The organism is Rhodococcus sp. SORGH_AS_0303, from assembly GCF_030819335.1.
Lineage (GTDB): Bacteria > Actinomycetota > Actinomycetes > Mycobacteriales > Mycobacteriaceae > Rhodococcoides.
Genome location: NZ_JAUTBO010000001.1, coordinates 370,748 through 387,786 on the forward strand (window position 1 = coordinate 370,748; position 17,039 = coordinate 387,786).

Sequence of the window (17,039 nt, forward strand, 5' to 3'; positions counted from 1 at the left end):
TCACCGGGGGTCCCTATGCTTCGTCGATGCCGCTGCAACGACGACTGAGCACGCGCGACGCCGTCGTCATCGGCGTGGGGTCGATGGTCGGCGCCGGGGTGTTCTCCGCCTTCGGCCCGGCCGCAGCGTCCGCGGGTGGCGGGCTGCTGGTCGGGCTCGCCGTCGCCGCCGTCGTGGCGTTCTGCAACGCGACGTCGACTGCCCAGCTCGCCGCGGTGCACCCCACGTCCGGCGGCGCCTACGCCTACGGGCGAGCGCGACTCGGTGACCGGTGGGGCTTCCTGGCGGGCTGGAGCTTCGTGGTCGGCAAGACCGCGAGTTGTTCCGCCATGGCCCTGACGTTCGGCGCGTACGCGTGGCCCGAGCACGCACGGGCGCTCGCCGTGATCGCGGTGGTGGCGCTGGCGGCGGTCAACTGCCTGGGCATCACCCGCACCGCGTCGGTCACGCGCGTGCTCGTGGCGGTGGTGCTCGTCGTGCTCGTCGCGGCACTGATCGTCGGTGCGACCGGCTCGTCCACCGTGACGGGCGCCGGGTTCTCGGCGACCTCGGGTCCGGTGGGCGTTCTGCAGTCCGCGGGGATCCTGTTCTTCGCCTTCGCTGGGTACGCGCGCATCGCGACGCTCGGAGAGGAGGTGCGGGACCCGGCGCGCACCATCCCGCGCGCCGTGGTCGGCGCCCTCGCGTGCGCGATCGTGATCTACGCGGCCGTCGCAGTGATGCTGCTGCACGTTCTCGGGGCGGACGCACTCGCGCGCTCGACGGCTCCGGTGGCCGCGGCAATGGACGCGGTCGGGGCACACTGGGCGGGCCCGGTGGTGCGCGTCGGGGCATCGGCCGCGGCTCTCGGAGCCCTGCTGGGACTGATCGCGGGAATCGGCCGCACCACGATGGCGATGGCGCGGGAAGGGGACATGCCGCGATACCTCGCGCACGTCGACGAGCGCCGTTCGGTTCCGCGCGCCGCGGAGATCACCGTGGCCGCCGTGGTGGTGGTCGTGGTTCTCACGCTCGACGTGCGGAACGCGATCGGATTCTCGTCGTTCGGAGTTCTCGTCTATTACGCCGTGGCCAATGCCGCGGCATTCACGCAGACCGGTTCCGATCGCCGGTGGCCGCGGGCACTGCAGATGCTCGGGCTCTGCGGCTGCGTCCTGCTGGCGGTCACACTGCCCGCGGCGGCGGTGGTGGTCGGAATCGGGGTTCTGTCGGCAGGGTCGGCCGGACGGTGGATGCTGCAGCGCCGGCGCGCACTGCGGTCATGACATCACTACTGCCCTGACGTCACTGGGCGGAGTTGTACGCCTCTTCGACCTCGGCCGGAATACGTCCGCGGCTCGAGACCGTGTACCCGTTCTGATTCGCCCACTCGCGAATGGCTTTGGTCTGCAGAGGATCTCGCGGAGACGAGCCGACCTGCGTCGCCGTTCCGGTCGCCTTCTTCGCCGTGGCCTTCTTGCCACGTGACGACACCTTCGTGGCGTGCTCGGCCCAGTAATCGAGTTGCTTGCGGAACTCCTTGGCATTCTTCACACCGAGGTCGATCTCGTACTCCACACCGTCGACCGAGAAACCGATGGTCTCCCCTTTACCCGATTTGATGGGTGCGCCGTCGATATCGTCGACCAATTCCACGAAGACCTGTTTCGCCATGACGCTGTGGTTCCTTTCGATGATGAGTTCCCCGACCGAACCGGACATGGATTCATCGAGCCGTCGTCGACTCGTGGGTCCGACCACCATCGCGGTTCTTCCGCCAGAGTTTATCCATCTCGAAGCCCGATTAGCGAGTCACCGCCAATTCCGGTTCGATGTCGTGTACTCGTGCCGGTCCTTCGATACCGCACGGTTCGGTCGTTCGAGGTCACGCGGCTCGGGAAATATTCTCCGCCGGGCGGGCGTTCGCATCTGAGAAGTCTTCTTTTTCTCGAAAGGGTGAACGCACGTGGCCGTACCACTGTCCGTACTCGATCTCGCACAGGTCGGCGAGGGTGAAACTCCTCGAAGCAGTTTCGATGCCAGTGTCGCGTTGGCCCGCCTCGCGGAGGAGAGCGGATATCGGCGAGTCTGGTACGCGGAGCACCACAACATGCCCTCCATCGCGTCCTCGGCGACGTCGGTCCTCATCGCACACGTGGCCGCGCACACCTCGTCCATTCGTCTCGGATCGGGTGGAGTGATGTTGCCGAACCATTCTCCGCTGACCATTGCCGAGCAATTCGGAACGCTGGCCACACTCCATCCGGACCGTATCGATCTCGGTCTCGGCAGAGCACCGGGATCCGATCAGACCACCATGCGTGCTCTGCGCCGTGACCCGTCGTCGGCCGATTCCTTCCCGCAGGACGTTCTCGAACTCCAGGGCTACCTGTCGGGTTCGAGTCGGGTTCCGGGAGTGCAGGCAGTGCCGGGCGCGGGAACCGATGTGCCGCTCTACATTCTGGGATCCTCGCTCTTCGGTGCTCAGCTCGCAGCACATCTCGGCCTTCCGTATGCCAACGCGTCGCACTTCTCTCCCGACTCGCTCGAGGAGGCCGTAGCCGTCTATCGGGACACGTTCCAGCCGTCCGCACAGCTCGCCGAGCCCTACGTCATCGCCGCCGTCAACGCGACGGTCGCACCGACGTCCGCTCGCGCGCACGAGCTGTTCACGGCCGGTCTGCGGCGCCGGGTGGTGCAGATGGTGGGACGTGGCCGTTCCTTCTCCGAGGAGGAGGTCGACATGATCATGGACTCGCCCGCGGGCCGACAGATTCAGGGAATGGTGAAGTACTCGGCCGTCGGAACGCCGGCGGAGGCCTCGGACTACATCGATCGTTTCGCCGCGCACGCCCGAGCGGACGAGGTCATCGTCGCCAGCGGTATCGACGACACCGACGAGCGACTGCTCTCCTACCGCCTGCTCGCCGAGCAGCACGTGCACGCCACCGCGGCCTGACACCGCACGACCGACACCGCCCGCGCGATGACTTTTCCGCCCGGGCGGTGTCGGTAGTGGTGAGTGGCCCTGACGCCGGGGCCGACGACACCACACCAGGAGACACCATGTCCGGCATGATCTTCGTCAACACCTTCGTCCAGGACGTCGCCGCGAGCCGCGCGTTCTTCACGTCGCTGGGATTCTCTTTCAACGACACCTTCAGCGACGAGAACACCGCGTGCCTGATCGTCAACGAGCAGGCCGTCGTGATGCTGCTGAACGTCCCGCGCTTCAAAGATTTCATCCGCGACGACGTCGCGGACCTCTCCACCTCGCGCGAGATGCTGCTGGCCGTGTCGGCCGACAGCAAGGAGGCCGTCGACGCCATGGCCGACGCGGCGCTCGCCGCGGGCGGCAGTGACTGGATGGATCCGCAGGACCACGGCTTCATGTACGGGCGGTCGTTCCGCGACCTCGACGGTCACGTGTGGGAAGTGACCTGGATGGACCCGGCCGTCGCCTCGGGCGAGGCCACGCCTCCCGACATGTGAGCCGCGGCTGGTGACCCGGGCTCAGCCCGGGTACACCGGTGGCAGGCCGAACCGATCGAACAGCGTGAGATCGAAGAAGCACGCCACATGCGCGACGCGGGCGTCGATGATCTCGAGGACGTGCAGCTGGAACGGACGGTGTACCCCGTCCTCTCCGAGCATGTAGAGGCCGAAGGCCGGCTGCCCGTTGGCGGTGGTCGCCATCATCCGCATCGACTCGGGGCCGGTCGCGGGGCACTTCGTCGAGATGAGGGCGCCGATGTCGGCCGGGCCGCGGTACCACCCGGTGAACGGCGGCATCTCCCAGACCGCCTCTGCGGCGAAGAGTTTCACGATGCCGTCGATGTCGTACGTCTCGAATCCCTCGACGTAGCGTCGCAACAACTCTCGCGTCTCCGGTGACTCCGGCTCGGACACGGAGTTCTCGTCGGGCATGATCGCCTCGATCTGGCCGCGCGCACGTTGCAGCAGGCTGTTGACTGCAGCAGTGGAGGTGCCGAGCAGTTCGGCCACCTCGGACGCCTTCCACTGCAGCACCTCTCGGAGTACGAGGACGGCTCGCTGCCGGGCGGACAGATGCTGCAACGCGGCCACGAACGCGAGCCGCACCGATTCACGCGAGCCGATCAGCGATGCCGGGTCGTCGTCCACCGGATCGCCGAACGGCGGCGCCGGCTCGAGCCACGCGATCTCGTGGCGCTCGACCAGCTCGTCCGACGGATCGGACGACGGCGTACCCAGCCCCGACGGCATCGGTCGGCGCTTGCGGCCCTCGAGCGAGGTGAGACAGGTGTTCGTGGCGATGCGGTAGAGCCACGTGCGCAGCGACGAGTCGCCCTTGAAGTTCGCGTACCCCTTCCACCCTCGGACCAGGGTGTCCTGCACCAGATCCTCCGCGTCGTGGATTGATCCGGTCATGCGGTAACAGTGCGCGAGGAGCTCGCGGCGGTACGGTTCCGCGAGAGTCATGAAGTCGTTGCCGAGCTCCTGCGTCGCAGTCATGCGAGGAGGATAGTCCTCGCATGGACGACTCGCCGAGGAAAATTTCGGGGCTTCGTGATGAGTTTCCGTGGCGTACGCGGTCGACAGTCACATGACCACACACCTCACCCGCGCCACCACCACCGCACCGTCCCGCGGAGCCGTTCGAGCAGGATGGATCGTCAGCGCGCTGGTGGTCGTCTTCATGCTGTTCGACGCCGTGATCCATCTGCTGAACCTGGACGTCGTAAGGGACGCGTCCGCCGAACTCGGACTCCCCGTCGACATGGCCCCGAAGATCGGCGTCGTCTGCCTCGTGATCGTGACCCTGTACGTGATTCCGCGGACCGCGCCGCTGGGTGCCGTCCTGTTGACCGCCTACCTCGGTGGAGCGGTGATCACGAACTGGCGCACCGACCAGCCACTCGTCAGCACGGTGTTCTTCGCGATCTACGTCGGCATCGCCGCGTGGCTCGGACTCTGGCTGCGTGACGGCCGAGTCCGAGCCTTGCTCGCAGGCTGAGTCACACCACCGAGGACCGGAAGGATCGGAGCCGCAGGCTGTTGGTGACGACGAAGACCGACGACAGCGCCATCGCGGCACCGGCCAGCATGGGGTTGAGCAGTCCGGCGGCCGCGAGCGGGATCGCCGCGACGTTGTAGGCGAAGGCCCAGAAGAGATTGACCTTGATGGTGCGGAGGGTTGCGCGCGAGAGGCGCACCGCGTCGACCGCGACGCGCAGATCTCCCCGCACCAGCGTGAGGTCGCCGGCCTCGATCGCGACGTCGGTGCCCGTGCCCATCGAGAGTCCGAGGTCCGACGTAGCCAGTGCCGCAGCATCGTTGACGCCGTCACCGACCATGGCGACGACCTTGCCCGACGCCTGCAGCTCGCGGATCGCGTCCACCTTCTGCTCCGGCAGCACACCGGCGATGACGGTGTCGATACCGACCGAGGCGGCCACCGTGCGGGCTGCGGACTCGTTGTCACCGGTGAGCATGATCGGGTCGAGACCCAGTGCGCGGAGCTCCGAGACCGCCTGCGCGGACGTCTCCTTCACGGTGTCGGAGACCGCGATGACGGCGCGGGCCTCGTCGTCCCACCCGACGACCACCGCGGTGGCCCCGGTGGCCTCGGCGTCCTCGAAGGCCGTCTGCAGAGCGCTGGGCAGTGCGCCGCCCACCAGGCCGGGGCGTCCGACGACCACGCGGTGGCCGTCGACCGTCGCGGTGACACCGCGTCCCGCCGTGGTGGTGAAGTCGGTGGCGGCGACGGGCTCTCCGTGCGCGGTCCGGTACGCGTCGACGATCGCGCGGGCGACCGGGTGCTCGGAACCGGACTCCGCCGCCGCGGCGAACCGCAGCGCGTCGTCGCGAGCGTCTCCCACGACGGACTGCACGCTCATGACACCGCTGGTGATGGTGCCCGTCTTGTCCAGCACGATGGTGTTCACGCGGCGGGTGCGCTCGAGCACCTCGGGTCCCTTGATGAGGACGCCGAGTTGGGCGCCGCGTCCGGTGCCCACCATCAGGGCTGTCGGAGTGGCCAGGCCCAGCGCGCACGGGCACGCGATGATGAGGACCGCGACGGATGCGGTGAACGCGGCGGACCAGCTGCCGCTGACGAGGACCCAGCCCAGCAGGGTGGCCAGGGCGAGACCGATCACGACGGGGACGAAGACGCCCGAGATGCGGTCGGCCAGGCGCTGCGCCTCGGCCTTGCCGTTCTGCGCGTCCTCCACGATGCGGGCCATGCGCGCGAGCTGCGTGTCCGCGCCCACGCGGTCGGCGACGACGGTGAGCGCGCCACCCACGTTGACGGTCCCGCCCGTGACCGTGGCGCCCGGACCGACCTCCACGGGGATGGACTCACCGGAGATCATCGAGGCGTCGACGGCGGACGTGCCGCTCTCGACGGTGCCGTCGGCGGCGATCTTCTCGCCCGGTCGGACGACGATGCGGTCTCCGACCACGAGCTCGTCGGCGGGCACGCTGACCTCACTGCCGTTGCGCAGCACGGTCGCGTTCCTGGAGCCGACCTCGAGCAACGCACGCAGAGCGGCGCCTGCGCTGCGCTTGGACCGCGCTTCCAGATACCGACCGGCGAGCAGGAACGTCGTGACGCCGGCCGCCGCCTCGAGATAGATGTTCGCGCTGCCGTCGCCACGCGAGACGGTGAACTCGAAGGCGTGGCGCATGCCGGGCATGCCCGCGTGGCCGAAGAAGAGCGCGTACAGCGACCAGCCGAAGGCGGCCAGAGTGCCCACCGACACGAGCGTGTCCATGGTGGTCGCGCCGTGCCGCGCGGTGGTGACGGCGGCGCGGTGGAACGGCAGCCCGCCCCACACGACGACGGGCGCGGCGAGGGTGAGCGAGAGCCACTGCCAGTTGTCGAACTGCAGCGGCGGGATCATCGCCATCGCGATGACGGGAACGGACAGCAGCGTCGACACGAGCAGACGCGTGCGCAGGGGATCGGACTCGGCTGCGGCGACATCGGACTCGGCTGCGGGAGGGCCGGACGGTCGGTGGGGTTCGTGCACGGTCGCGGTGTAGCCGGCCTTCTCGACGGTGCCGATGAGGTCCCCGGTCTCGACGGTCGCGTCCGTGGCGATGCTCGCCTTCTCGGTGGCGTAGTTGACCGTCGCGGTCACACCGTCGAGGCGGTTGAGCTTCTTCTCGATGCGGTTGGCGCACGACGCACAGGTCATGCCGCCGATGTCGAGCTGGATGTTCGCGGCCTTCTCCCCGGTGGTCACGGCTGAGCCAGCTCGTACCCGGCCTCGTCCACCGCGGCTGCGAGGGCAGCGTCGTCGACGGGTGTGTCGGACTCGACATCGACGCGTCCCGACTCGAGGTCGACGTGGACCGAGGTGACTCCCTGCAGGGCGCTCACCTCCTCCGTCACTGCTGCGACGCAGTGCTGGCAGGTCATTCCGACGACGGTGACAGTCTTCGTGGTCATGAGAACTACCATACCCCCCTACGGTATGCCGTCAACCCCGTGTCGCCCGGCGTTCGGCGGCTCGACACCTCCTGTGGTTAGGGTGGACGAGCCCGGTACACACAGGGTGACCGAGCTCCGATCCGGGAGCACTGGGAAGCGAGAACTCATGGAGCCAGTCGAGCAGACCTGGCGCACCGCCGAGCATCCACGGCCGGACCATTTCCTCCTGCACATCAGTGACACGCACCTGGTCGGCGCGGGCGAGTTGTACGACGCGGTCGACAGCGAGGCGCGTCTTCGCCAGATCTTCGCGGAGCTCGAGGCGACGGGTGCCCGGCCGGAGGCTCTGGTGTTCACGGGTGATCTCGCGGACAAGGGCGAGCCCGACGCGTACGACTCGTTGCGCGCACTGGTCGATCCGGTTGCCGCAGCCCTGGGGTCCGAGGTGATCTGGGCGATGGGCAACCACGACGACCGAGCGGCGTTCCGTCGCGGCCTGCTCGACGAGCGCGGCTCGACCGAGCCCGTGGACAGGGTCTACGACATCGGTGGACTGCGAGTCATCACGTTGGACTCGACCGTCCCCGGCCACCACTACGGCCAGATCTCCGAGGAACAGTTGCGATGGCTCGCAGCAGAACTGGCGATGCCGGCGCCGGACGGCACAGTGCTCGCGCTGCACCATCCGCCGGTTCCCTGCGTGCAAGATCTCGCGGTGTTGGTGGAACTCCGCGACCAGGACTCGCTCGCGGAGGTGCTCGCGGGCAGCGACGTGCGGGCGATCCTCGCGGGCCACCTGCACTACTCCACGTCCGCGACCTTCGCCGGAATCCCGGTGTCGGTGGCGTCGGCCACCTGCTACACCCAGGACCTCAACGTCCCGGTGGGTGCGCAACGCGGGCGCGACGGGGCGCAGGCCTACAACCTGGTGCATCTGTACCAGGACACGGTGGTCCACTCGGTGGTGCCCATCGGGACGGGCGACACCGTCGGCACCTACGTGTCGGCCGACGAGGCCGCCCAGCGCCTGCACGATGACGGCGTCGTCATCGCCGACGCTCCCCAGAAGGCGATCAGCCGGCAGTCGTAGCTGTGGCGATCAGCCGGCAGTCGTAGCTGTGGCGATCAGCCGACCGGTGTGACGGCGTGTTCCCAGGGCGCCGGCACCGGGAAGTAGGTGCTCAGGAACGTCGTCACCGCCGCTGCGCGCTCGTCGGCGTCGATCTCGGGGAAGCTGCCGTCGTTGAGGCAGAAGAAGTCCATCGACCGCTTCGCGAGCAGGCGGTCCATGTCCCGCAGTCCACTGCGCATCGTCGTGTCGACGTACTTGACCGAGGCCTGCGTCTGCACCACGGCGCGGCCGGTCAGCAGGGCGTAGTAGTGGTACAGCGAGTTGGTCACCGAGATGTTGGAGCTCGCGCGGAATCGACTGGCGGCCGTGGCCGCGAACTCGTCGGGGAACTCCTTCTCGAGCTCGAACATCACACTGCGCCGGAGCGGCACGGGAGCGTGCTCGAGGTGGCGCGTGGTGATGCGACCGAATCGGTCGTGAAGCAGGCGACGGTTGACCCGCGCGGCGTTCTCGAATCCGCTGCGCTGCTCGTCGTTGGCGCCCAGTCCGATCCGGGTTCCCGCCTCGACGAACATGCTGATGCCGCCGGGTGAGAAGAACATCTGGGGACCGACCGGGCGGCCGAAGAACATGTCGTCGTTCGAGTACAGGAAGTGCTCGGCGAGACCGTCGATGTGGTGGAGCTGGCATTCCACGGCCTGCGAGTTGTAGGTGGGCAGCACGGAGGTGTCGGTGAAGAACTCCTCGCTGCGCACGAACGTGACGTCGGGATGATCGTCGAGCCACCGCGGCTTCGGTGAGTCGGTGACGACGAAGATGCGCCGGATCCACGGCGCGTACAGGTGTACCGAGCGCAGGGCGTACTTGAGTTCGTCGATCTGGCGGAAGCGGGCCTCGTGATCGTCGCCCTCGCCCACGACGACCTCACGCAGCATCGCCGCGCGTTCCGCCTGCCACTCCACGTCGGTGCCGTCGACCCAGGAGAAGATCAGGTCGATGTCGAAGTCGATGTCCGACGCGTGGTCGGCGAACATGTTCTCGATGGTCGGCCAGTGTCGGCCGAAGCGCTCGACCGTGCCACGCACCGCCTCGTCCTGACGGATGGTGCGTCGGGTCAGCGAGTTCTCGACGGGGAGAACGATCGTGTCGTCCGAGAACTCCCACAGTTCGATCTGGATGCCCTTGCCGGATCCGTAGAAGAGCCCGCTCGGGCGGTGCGCACGAGGGCGGAACAACCGGAAGATCCGCGCCTGCGTGGCCGACGCCAGGAGTCCGTCCGCGATGAGCAGGGCCGGGGATCCCTTGACGTCCATCGGCTTGGAGTAGAACGGCTCGTCCGCGCAGGCCGCGACCAGCGCATCGCGCAACGTCGGCCTGTCGTGCCTGTCGATGGCGATGACGGGCCGCTCGTCGTTGCCGCGGACGAGCAGGTACTCGATCGCGGTCGCGTCCAGCACATCGCGGACGAACAGGAGGTCCTCCACCATCGCCTCGTGGGGCGTCGTGGTGGTGATGGACAGTGCGAACTTGTCCTTGACCCACACGATGTCGGAGCGCTCGGTCAACCGATGTCGGGACGCCGCGGACGCGACGCGCGCCCGTTCGATCTCGCCGCTGTCGGGCGGGACGAGGTAGACATCGGGCGTCTCGACGTTCTGCAGGGCTGGCGGCTGTGTGATGGTGGACCTTCCCGACGTGCTGGTGGGCGAGCCTGTGCGGCGCTGTGACCTGCTCATTCTAAGTGATGCCGAGGGTGGGTCCGGACCACGGGAGTCATCGGCCGCGAAGCTGGCCGAGTGCGTCCTGCACGTGCGTCAGGTGTCGGCTCATCGCCTCGGACGCGGCCTCGCCGGACCCCGAGTCGATGGCGTCGACGATGCTCTCGTGCTCGACGTTGGACCGGTGCCGACGGTCGGGCAGCAGGTTCACCATCTCGGACTGCTGCGACAGGGCCTCGCGGATCTCGGTGATGACGGCGGCGAAGACGTCGTTGCCGCTCGCGGTCGCGATGAGCAGATGGAACTCCGCGTCGAGACGGACCCACTCCTTGGGATCGTTCTCGGCGATCATCCGATTCAACAGGCTGCGGATCGCGTCCATCTGCTCCGGCGTCCGCCGTTCGGCAGCGAGTGCGGCGGCAGGAATCTCGATGTGCGGGCGGGCCTCGCGCAGGGAATCGACGGAATGGTTGCCGAAGACTCTGTCGGTCTCGACGGTCTTCGCCAGGACGAACGTTCCCTTGCCGGTGTGCGTCTCCGTCAGTCCGAGAGCCGTGGTCGAGCGCAGTGCCTCGCGAACCACCGACCGGCTCACGCCGAAGCGCGTCGCGAGAGCGGCCTCGGGCGGGAGCTTGGTGCCGACCTCGAGTTCGCCGCTCTCGATCGCCGAACGCAGCTCGCGCAGGACGGCCTCGGCCGCCCCCACGCGCGTCACTGTGGCCTGTTTGCTGGCCCAACTGTCCGACAGGGTCATGGCGTCACTGTGAACGAGGAATGGTGGTCAGGCAAATCGGACGTGCACAGGACGATATTCGCGGTTCTAGTCTCAGCGCTAGAGAGCGAGAGAGAGCCCGATGGAACGGTGATCGGGTGCAGTCCGACACACGTCCGTGCACTCGGTCGACTGCCGGATCTACGGTCGAGGGGAACGAAGGAGTTCACATGGCGCACAGCATCGTCACCGTCACAGGCGCGGCCGGCAGCATCGGCTACGCGGCACTGTTCCGCATCGCATCGGGTGCGATGCTCGGTCCGGACACGTCCGTCACATTGCGGCTTCTCGAGATCCCGCCGGCACTGCGCGCAGCCGAGGGCACGGCCATGGAACTGCACGACAGTGCGTTCCCCCTGCTGCGGTCGGTGGAGATCCACGACGATCCGGTCGACGCCTTCGACGGCGCGAACGTCGCGCTGCTGATCGGCGCTCGCCCTCGTACCGCGGGGATGGAGCGCGCCGACCTGCTCGAGGCCAACGGGTCGATCTTCGGGCCGCAGGGCGCCGCTCTCGAGGCGGGCGCCGCGTCCGACATCCGGGTGGTCGTCGTGGGCAATCCCGCCAACACCAACGCGGCCATCGCCGCGGCGCACGCACCAAGCATCCCCGCCGATCGGTTCACCGCGCTGACCCGGCTCGATCACAACCGCGCCGTCGCGCAACTGTCCGCTCGTGCGGACGTCCCGGTGGGTGAGATCTCGCGGGTCAGCATCTGGGGCAACCATTCCGCCACGCAGTACCCGGACATCTTCCACGCGCGAGTCGGTGACCGGTCGGGCGCCGAGTTCGCCGCGGACACCACCTGGCTCGAGGACGTCTTCGTGCCGACGGTGGCGCGCCGCGGTACCGCGATCATCGAGGCGCGCGGTGCGTCGTCCGCTGCCTCCGCGGCGAACGCCACCATCGATCATGTGCGCGACTGGGTCCTGGGCACTCCCGCCGCCGACTGGACGTCCGTCGCACTCCCGTCGACGGGCGCGTACGGCGTGCCCGAGGGACTGGTGTCCTCGTTCCCCGTGCGGTCCTCCGGCGGCGCCTGGCAGATCGTGGAGGGCCTCGAGATCGGCGAGTTCTCCCGGCGCCGTATCGACGCCTCCGTCGCGGAACTGCAGGCCGAGCGCGAGGCTGTCACGAGACTCGGGATGCTGCCGAACTGACGCCAGGGTTCGACAGCCATGGCGATGCCCGACAGGTGGGTCCGGGCGGGTCTGACCGCGCGACGCATCACCGCCGACGATCTGTCGTTCGTCCACTCGATGCACACCGACTCGGCGACGATGGCGCCGATCGGTGGAGTGCGAGACCTCGACGAGAGCATCGACTACCTCCGAATCGCGGTCGAGCACTGGGCCGACCACGGTGTCGGCATGTACCTGCTGTTCGATGGAGACCGACTCGCCGGGCGTGCGGGGATCAAGCGCGACGGTGATGACATCGAACTGGCGTACACCCTGGTCCCGACGCACTGGGGTCGCGGTCTGGCGACTGCCGTCGCGTCCCACCTGGTGCAGTCTGCGGTGGTGCACCAGGTCCCTGCCGAGCGCGTCGTCGCGTACACGCGGCTCGACAACGCTGCCTCGCGCCGCGTGATGGACAAGGTCGGGCTGCGGCTGGACGCACACGTCGAGCGGAACGGTCACCCGTGCGTGAAGTATTCGCGCTCCTTGCACCGCCCGTAGCGGCGTGTCACACGGCGTTCGCGCCGCGACCACCCGCTCCCACTCGACCTCGCGCGGAGTCGGCGACGCTGCGTGCACAGGTAGACATACACGTATCCAGCGATGGCGGTAGATCACTGCAGGATCTGACGTCGAACGGCGGCCCGCCGTAGATCGAGGCAGGCGATGCAGCTCTCGCCACATTATTTTGGTGAATTCTGCCGTCCGGCAGAATTCGGCGTGGTCGGGTGCGAATACACGCACGGCGGCGCTCCAGCGGAACCGGCGAGCGTCTCGGCATTGGATAACCTGCATCGGTGCACGACGACTGCCCCTGCGGCCGCCCCCTACCGATGTCCGAGTGCTGTGGACCCTTGCTCGAGGGACGGATCGGTGCGCCGACCGCCGAGCGGCTCATGCGCTCGCGGTACACCGCCTTCACGGTGCTCGATGCCGAGTATCTGCTGCGCACATGGCATCCCGATACTCGACCGTCGGCGCTCGACCTCGACGACCGCCGCCGGTGGACCGGGCTCGAGATCCTGGGCACCACCGGAGGCGGCATGCTGAACACCACGGGCACGGTCGAGTTCGTGGCTCACTTCCGTGACGCGGGTGCCCGGCGACCGGGTTCGCAGCGGGAGAACAGCACGTTCTCCCGCGTCGATGGAGCCTGGGTCTACGTCGACGCGGTCTGACGCCGCGACTCGATGCCGTCGACGAACTCGGACGTGACGCGCGCGATGTCCCACGGATGCGACAGAGGCGACCAGTGTCCTGCATCGAGATCGGTTCGCGACAGGTCGGCCACCCAGCGCGGCGTGTCCTCGTAGTGGAACGGACGCACCGCCGCGTCACGGGTGTTGACGATCAGATGCACGGGCACGGTGACGTAGCGACGCCGCGGAGAGGTGAAGCGCGGCAGAAGATTTGCTCGATAGATGCGCAGGCCGTTCCACGCGTCGTCGAGAAGTGTCGGTGACTCCTCCACCATCGCGGCGGGGACGTCGGAGAACTCGCCGATGAACTGGGTCCAGCCCTTGCGCTTCATGCGGTACATCCGCACCCGAGCCAACGGCGGGACGTGGAAGGTGACCGTGTACCAGGACGCTCGCGTCTGGGCGAACACCTGTGCCAGGTTGCGCGGTGTGGGCCTACGGAGCCGCGAGCGGGCCCACAGTGCGAGGTGGTCGAGGTTGGGTCCCGACACGGACGTGTAGGACGAGATGCGGAGCGGCGCATCGGCTTCGGCGACGAGCTCCCAGGCCTCCACCGCGCCCCAGTCGTGACCGAGCACGTGGACCGGGGCGTCGGGACTGACCGCGTCGATCACCGCTCGCAGATCGGAGGCCATCGCGTCGAGTCGGTACCCGCGGGTCCGTGCGGGGACCGTGGAGTCACCGGCGCCGCGTGAGTCGTAGGTGACGACGCGGTAGCGGTCGGCGAGCAGTCCGACGACGTGGTTCCAGAGAGTGTGATTGTCCGGCCAGCCGTGCACCAGCACGAGAGTGGGGCCGTCGGACACGCCGGCGGTGTACACGGCGAGCTCGACGTCACCGTTCCGCACGGTGGAGCGCTCGGACTCGAACGGGCGGGTGACGGTCATGGACGCTCCCGAATCGGTGGACGTGGGGTGTGCGGGGGACATCAGACGTCGAGCGTGAGGTGGTCGGAGTCTGCCCGAGACACGCACGGCAGCATGTGTTCCTGCTGCTCGGTGGGACTCAGTCGAGTCTCGCGGTGCTCGGGCGTCCCCGCGAGAACACGCACCTTGCAGGTGCCGCAGAAGCCTTGGCGACACGAGTACGCGACTGTCGGGTCCTCGTCCACGATGACGGACAGTGCAGACCTGTCGGCGGGAACTGTCAGCGTGCGACCGCTTCTCGCGAAAGTGACCGTGAACGGCCGACCGCCCACCACGGGTGGGGCCCCGAAACGTTCGAAGTGCAGAGCAGACGCGCCGCAGCCCGCGAACGACGTGCGCACGGTGTTCAGCATCGGCGTCGGTCCACAGCAGTACACCGCGCCGCCACGGGCGGCCGGACCCAGAAGGTCCGTGACAGTGGGCAGTCCGTCCTCGACGTCGGTGCGGACGGCGACACGCGGCGAATTCCAGCTCTCGATCTCGTCGAGAAAGGGCATGCTCTCGCGGGAGCGTCCGCAGTAGACGAAGGTCCAGTCCAGGCCGAGATCGCGAGCGGCGCGGACCATCGGCAGGATCGGGGTGATGCCGATGCCGCCGGCGACGAAGTGCACCGAGCGTTCCTGCGCGAACAGGAAGGCGTTGCGGGGACCGCGCACCGTCACCGTGTCGCCGGGGCGCAGGGCGTGCATCCGCTCCGAGACGGTGCCGATGCGTCGGACGGCGATGCGGTACCGCGTCGTGTCGGCGGGGTCGCCGCACAGCGAGTACTGCCGCCGGAGCGGTCCCGACGTCGCGTCGCCCTCCAGGTGCACGTCGATGTGGCAGCCCGGCTGCCAGGCCGGCAGTGACGATCCGCCCGCATCGACGAGATCGATCTGCGCGACATCGCCGTCGCTGGTCACCGGCGTGACACTCGCGACCGTCAGTGTGGCCGCGGTGTCCGGGGGACGCAGGGCCACCCGAGGGTCGTAGGGGACACGCGACATCGCACCGAGGTAGTTGCCGACGACCAGGCCGATCAGGCCGAGGGCCCGATCGCCCCGAGGTCGTCCGCGGAGGTCGCGTGGTGCGTCGATCATCGCGACGCTGCCCGCGCCGCGGGCGAGGAGGCCAGATAGGCGACGGCCTGCGCCGTCGAGCCCTCCTGACTGGGGTGGTAGCTGCGACGGAAGTAGCGCGAGAGCCGCAGGCCGAGATCGACAGGCCCCGGCACGGTGCCCTTCTTCGCCGCGCGGCGCCAGGCGAGTGGCGTGGGACGGCGCCGGGACGCCGGTCCGTCGGCGAGAAGCGGATCGTTCTGCATGAGGAAGCGGGTTCCGCGGATCCACAGGTAGACCAGCAGCGGTGCCGCGAGTGCCTGGGTGCGAAGGCGTCGGACCTCGCGGCGATCGAAGTAGCGCATCGTCTCGTAGGCGACAGAGCGGTGCTCGACCTCCTCGGACCCGTGCCATCGCAGCAGGTCGAGCATGGTCGGGTGGATGTTGGCGCGGTCGAGCCCCTCGGCGTTCAGAACCCAGTCGCCGAGAAACGCGGTGATGTGCTCGATGGCCGCGATGATCGCCAGGCGCTCGACGAGGTAGTTCTTCTCGCGGCTGCTGGTGATGGGTCGAGGGCCGATGACCTTGCCGAAGACCCAGTTCATCTGGTCGGTGAACGGCGTCGGATCGAGTCCGCTGCGCTGCAGGTGCTCGAGGACACCGGAGTGCGCCGACGAGTGCATGGCCTCCTGGCCGATGAACCCGATGACGTCCTCGCGGAGCTTCTCGTCCTCGATGAACGGGAGCGCCTGGCGGAACGTCTCGACGAACCATTCCTCCCCGGCGGGGAGGAGCAGGTGCAGCACGTTGAGCGCGTGTGTGGAGAACGGCTCACCCGGGATCCAGTGCATCGGCAGGTCGTCCCAGTCGAAGTGCACGTCGCGCGCCTGCAGCACGAGATTGTCGGCATCGGCGGTCATGTCGGGTCCTTCCGGTGTGGCTTCGTTCACACAAATCTTAGTATGACAACTGGTAACAGTAAAGCACCTCGGGTAAGCGAGAACACATGTGACGTGACGCGAACGACCTTGCCGAGGTCACACGCTGCGCGGACGCTGGACAGAAGGTCGGACACGCAGGACACCCGCCGCCGTCACGGCGCACGGGGTCCGTGACGCAGGCAGGACACGAGACGATGGCGGACAATTCCAAGAGGGCGGAGCGCGGGACCGACGACACTCGGCGGCCCGTGGCGCGCACACCGCGCAACCCGCTCGTTCGAGGCGTCGACCGCGCGGAGGCTCGACTGCACCGTCTTCTCGTGACGCTGTTCCTGCTCGCCGTCCCGTTCGTCGCCGTGATGGGCGTCAGCCTCTACCATGATCAGCAGACCATGGCGGCCGACGCCGTGACGTCGTCCTCGTCGGTGCTCGCCACGACCACCGCGGACGCCGTGGCGCCGGTGGCGTCGGACGAATTCGCGGCGGTCACTCCCACCGTGTTGGCTCCCGCGACCTGGTCCTCCGACGGCGTGAAGCACGTCGGGTCGGTTCCTGTTGCGGCGCAGAGTCCGTCGGGTACCGAGGTGACCATCACCGTCGACGCGGACGGTCGTCGCATCGCACCCCCGCCCACCGGGGTCGACGTCGTGGTGGTCAGCATCTTCGGCGCCGCAGCACTTCTCGCGCTCGTGGCGATCGTGCTCGTGATCGTGCGCAGCGTCTTCGCCCGCGTCTACGACCGTCGTCGGGACCGGGAGTGGGACGACGCGATCGCGCGATTCCTGTCCTGACGG

The 17,039-nt window shown here is 68.2% G+C and carries 18 protein-coding genes; 9 read left to right on the top strand and 9 right to left on the bottom strand.

The annotated features are described in order from the left end of the window. Nucleotides 1-26: 26 nt before the first annotated feature. Nucleotides 27-1,265 (top strand): APC family permease, encoded by a 1,239-nt coding sequence (locus tag QE449_RS01745; protein ID WP_307108077.1) that lies wholly within the window; start codon nt 27-29, stop codon nt 1,263-1,265. 19 nt (nt 1,266-1,284) lie between these two features. On the opposite strand, the gene QE449_RS01750 is transcribed toward QE449_RS01745, so the two are convergent. Then, complete coding sequence (locus QE449_RS01750; RefSeq protein WP_222632680.1) at nt 1,285-1,653, bottom strand: Lsr2 family protein; 369 nt, start codon at nt 1,651-1,653, stop codon at nt 1,285-1,287. A 292-nt stretch (nt 1,654-1,945) separates the two neighbouring features. Between QE449_RS01750 and QE449_RS01755 the strand changes: the two genes are divergently transcribed. Together QE449_RS01755 and QE449_RS01760 are read left to right on the top strand one after the other, a co-directional pair. Next, nucleotides 1,946-2,938 carry an LLM class flavin-dependent oxidoreductase gene (locus QE449_RS01755; protein ID WP_307108078.1) on the top strand — a complete coding sequence of 331 codons (993 nt, stop codon included), beginning with the start codon at nt 1,946-1,948 and terminating at the stop codon, nt 2,936-2,938. A 107-nt stretch (nt 2,939-3,045) separates the two neighbouring features. Continuing rightward, the gene (locus QE449_RS01760) at nt 3,046-3,471 is read left to right on the top strand and encodes a VOC family protein (protein WP_027506052.1); all 426 of its coding nucleotides are present in this window, start codon (nt 3,046-3,048) and stop codon (nt 3,469-3,471) included. Between the two features lie 21 nt (nt 3,472-3,492). On the opposite strand, the gene QE449_RS01765 is transcribed toward QE449_RS01760, so the two are convergent. Next, entirely contained in the window at nt 3,493-4,473 is a 981-nt protein-coding gene (locus tag QE449_RS01765) for a sigma-70 family RNA polymerase sigma factor (RefSeq protein ID WP_056441007.1), read from the bottom strand. A 91-nt stretch (nt 4,474-4,564) separates the two neighbouring features. Here QE449_RS01765 and QE449_RS01770 point away from each other — a divergent pair, with 91 nt between their 5' ends. Next, entirely contained in the window at nt 4,565-4,975 is a 411-nt protein-coding gene (locus QE449_RS01770; protein ID WP_307108079.1) for a DoxX family protein, read from the top strand. Nucleotide 4,976: 1 nt separating this feature from the next. Here QE449_RS01770 and QE449_RS01775 read toward each other — a convergent pair whose 3' ends face one another. Together QE449_RS01775 and QE449_RS01780 are read right to left on the bottom strand one after the other, a co-directional pair. Then, nucleotides 4,977-7,211, bottom strand: a complete 2,235-nt coding sequence (locus tag QE449_RS01775; protein WP_307108080.1) for a cation-translocating P-type ATPase — start codon at nt 7,209-7,211, stop codon at nt 4,977-4,979. Beyond that, the gene (locus tag QE449_RS01780; RefSeq protein ID WP_285186575.1) at nt 7,208-7,417 is read right to left on the bottom strand and encodes a heavy-metal-associated domain-containing protein; all 210 of its coding nucleotides are present in this window, start codon (nt 7,415-7,417) and stop codon (nt 7,208-7,210) included. Before QE449_RS01780 ends, QE449_RS01775 begins: the two co-directional genes overlap by 4 nt. 148 nt (nt 7,418-7,565) lie before the next feature. Here QE449_RS01780 and QE449_RS01785 point away from each other — a divergent pair, with 148 nt between their 5' ends. Next, a complete protein-coding gene (locus tag QE449_RS01785; RefSeq protein ID WP_307108081.1) occupies nt 7,566-8,489 on the top strand; it encodes a phosphodiesterase in 924 nt (307 codons plus the stop codon). Between the two features lie 35 nt (nt 8,490-8,524). Here the strand turns inward: QE449_RS01785 and QE449_RS01790 are convergent, their stop codons facing one another. Further along, entirely contained in the window at nt 8,525-9,958 is a 1,434-nt protein-coding gene (locus QE449_RS01790) for a stealth family protein (protein WP_373428358.1), read from the bottom strand. Nucleotides 9,959-10,244: 286 nt separating this feature from the next. Beyond that, nucleotides 10,245-10,943, bottom strand: coding sequence for a FadR/GntR family transcriptional regulator (locus QE449_RS01795; RefSeq protein WP_307108082.1), 699 nt, complete (start codon nt 10,941-10,943; stop codon nt 10,245-10,247). A gap of 188 nt (nt 10,944-11,131) precedes the next feature. Here QE449_RS01795 and QE449_RS01800 point away from each other — a divergent pair, with 188 nt between their 5' ends. The 3 genes from QE449_RS01800 (at nt 11,132) to QE449_RS01810 (ending at nt 13,320) form a co-directional block, all read left to right on the top strand. Continuing rightward, nucleotides 11,132-12,121: a malate dehydrogenase gene (locus QE449_RS01800; RefSeq protein ID WP_222649946.1), complete on the top strand. Its 990-nt coding sequence runs from the start codon at nt 11,132-11,134 to the stop codon at nt 12,119-12,121. A gap of 18 nt (nt 12,122-12,139) precedes the next feature. Then, nucleotides 12,140-12,643, top strand: a complete 504-nt coding sequence (locus QE449_RS01805) for a GNAT family N-acetyltransferase (RefSeq protein ID WP_307108083.1) — start codon at nt 12,140-12,142, stop codon at nt 12,641-12,643. A gap of 332 nt (nt 12,644-12,975) precedes the next feature. Beyond that, complete coding sequence (locus QE449_RS01810) at nt 12,976-13,320, top strand: YchJ family protein (RefSeq protein WP_307097026.1); 345 nt, start codon at nt 12,976-12,978, stop codon at nt 13,318-13,320. Here QE449_RS01810 and QE449_RS01815 read toward each other — a convergent pair. From QE449_RS01815 to QE449_RS01825, 3 genes are read right to left on the bottom strand one after another with little or no spacing between them, the layout of a single operon-like run. Beyond that, nucleotides 13,302-14,228, bottom strand: coding sequence for an alpha/beta fold hydrolase (locus tag QE449_RS01815; protein WP_307097028.1), 927 nt, complete (start codon nt 14,226-14,228; stop codon nt 13,302-13,304). The genes QE449_RS01810 and QE449_RS01815 overlap by 19 nt on opposite strands. 41 nt (nt 14,229-14,269) lie before the next feature. Further along, entirely contained in the window at nt 14,270-15,346 is a 1,077-nt protein-coding gene (locus QE449_RS01820; RefSeq protein WP_307097030.1) for a PDR/VanB family oxidoreductase, read from the bottom strand. Next, complete coding sequence (locus tag QE449_RS01825; RefSeq protein WP_027506066.1) at nt 15,343-16,224, bottom strand: metal-dependent hydrolase; 882 nt, start codon at nt 16,222-16,224, stop codon at nt 15,343-15,345. Before QE449_RS01825 ends, QE449_RS01820 begins: the two co-directional genes overlap by 4 nt. A gap of 215 nt (nt 16,225-16,439) precedes the next feature. Between QE449_RS01825 and QE449_RS01830 the strand changes: the two genes are divergently transcribed. Further along, on the top strand, nt 16,440-17,036 hold the full coding sequence (locus QE449_RS01830; RefSeq protein ID WP_027506067.1) for a hypothetical protein: 597 nt from the start codon (nt 16,440-16,442) through the stop codon (nt 17,034-17,036). Nucleotides 17,037-17,039 lie beyond the last annotated feature (3 nt).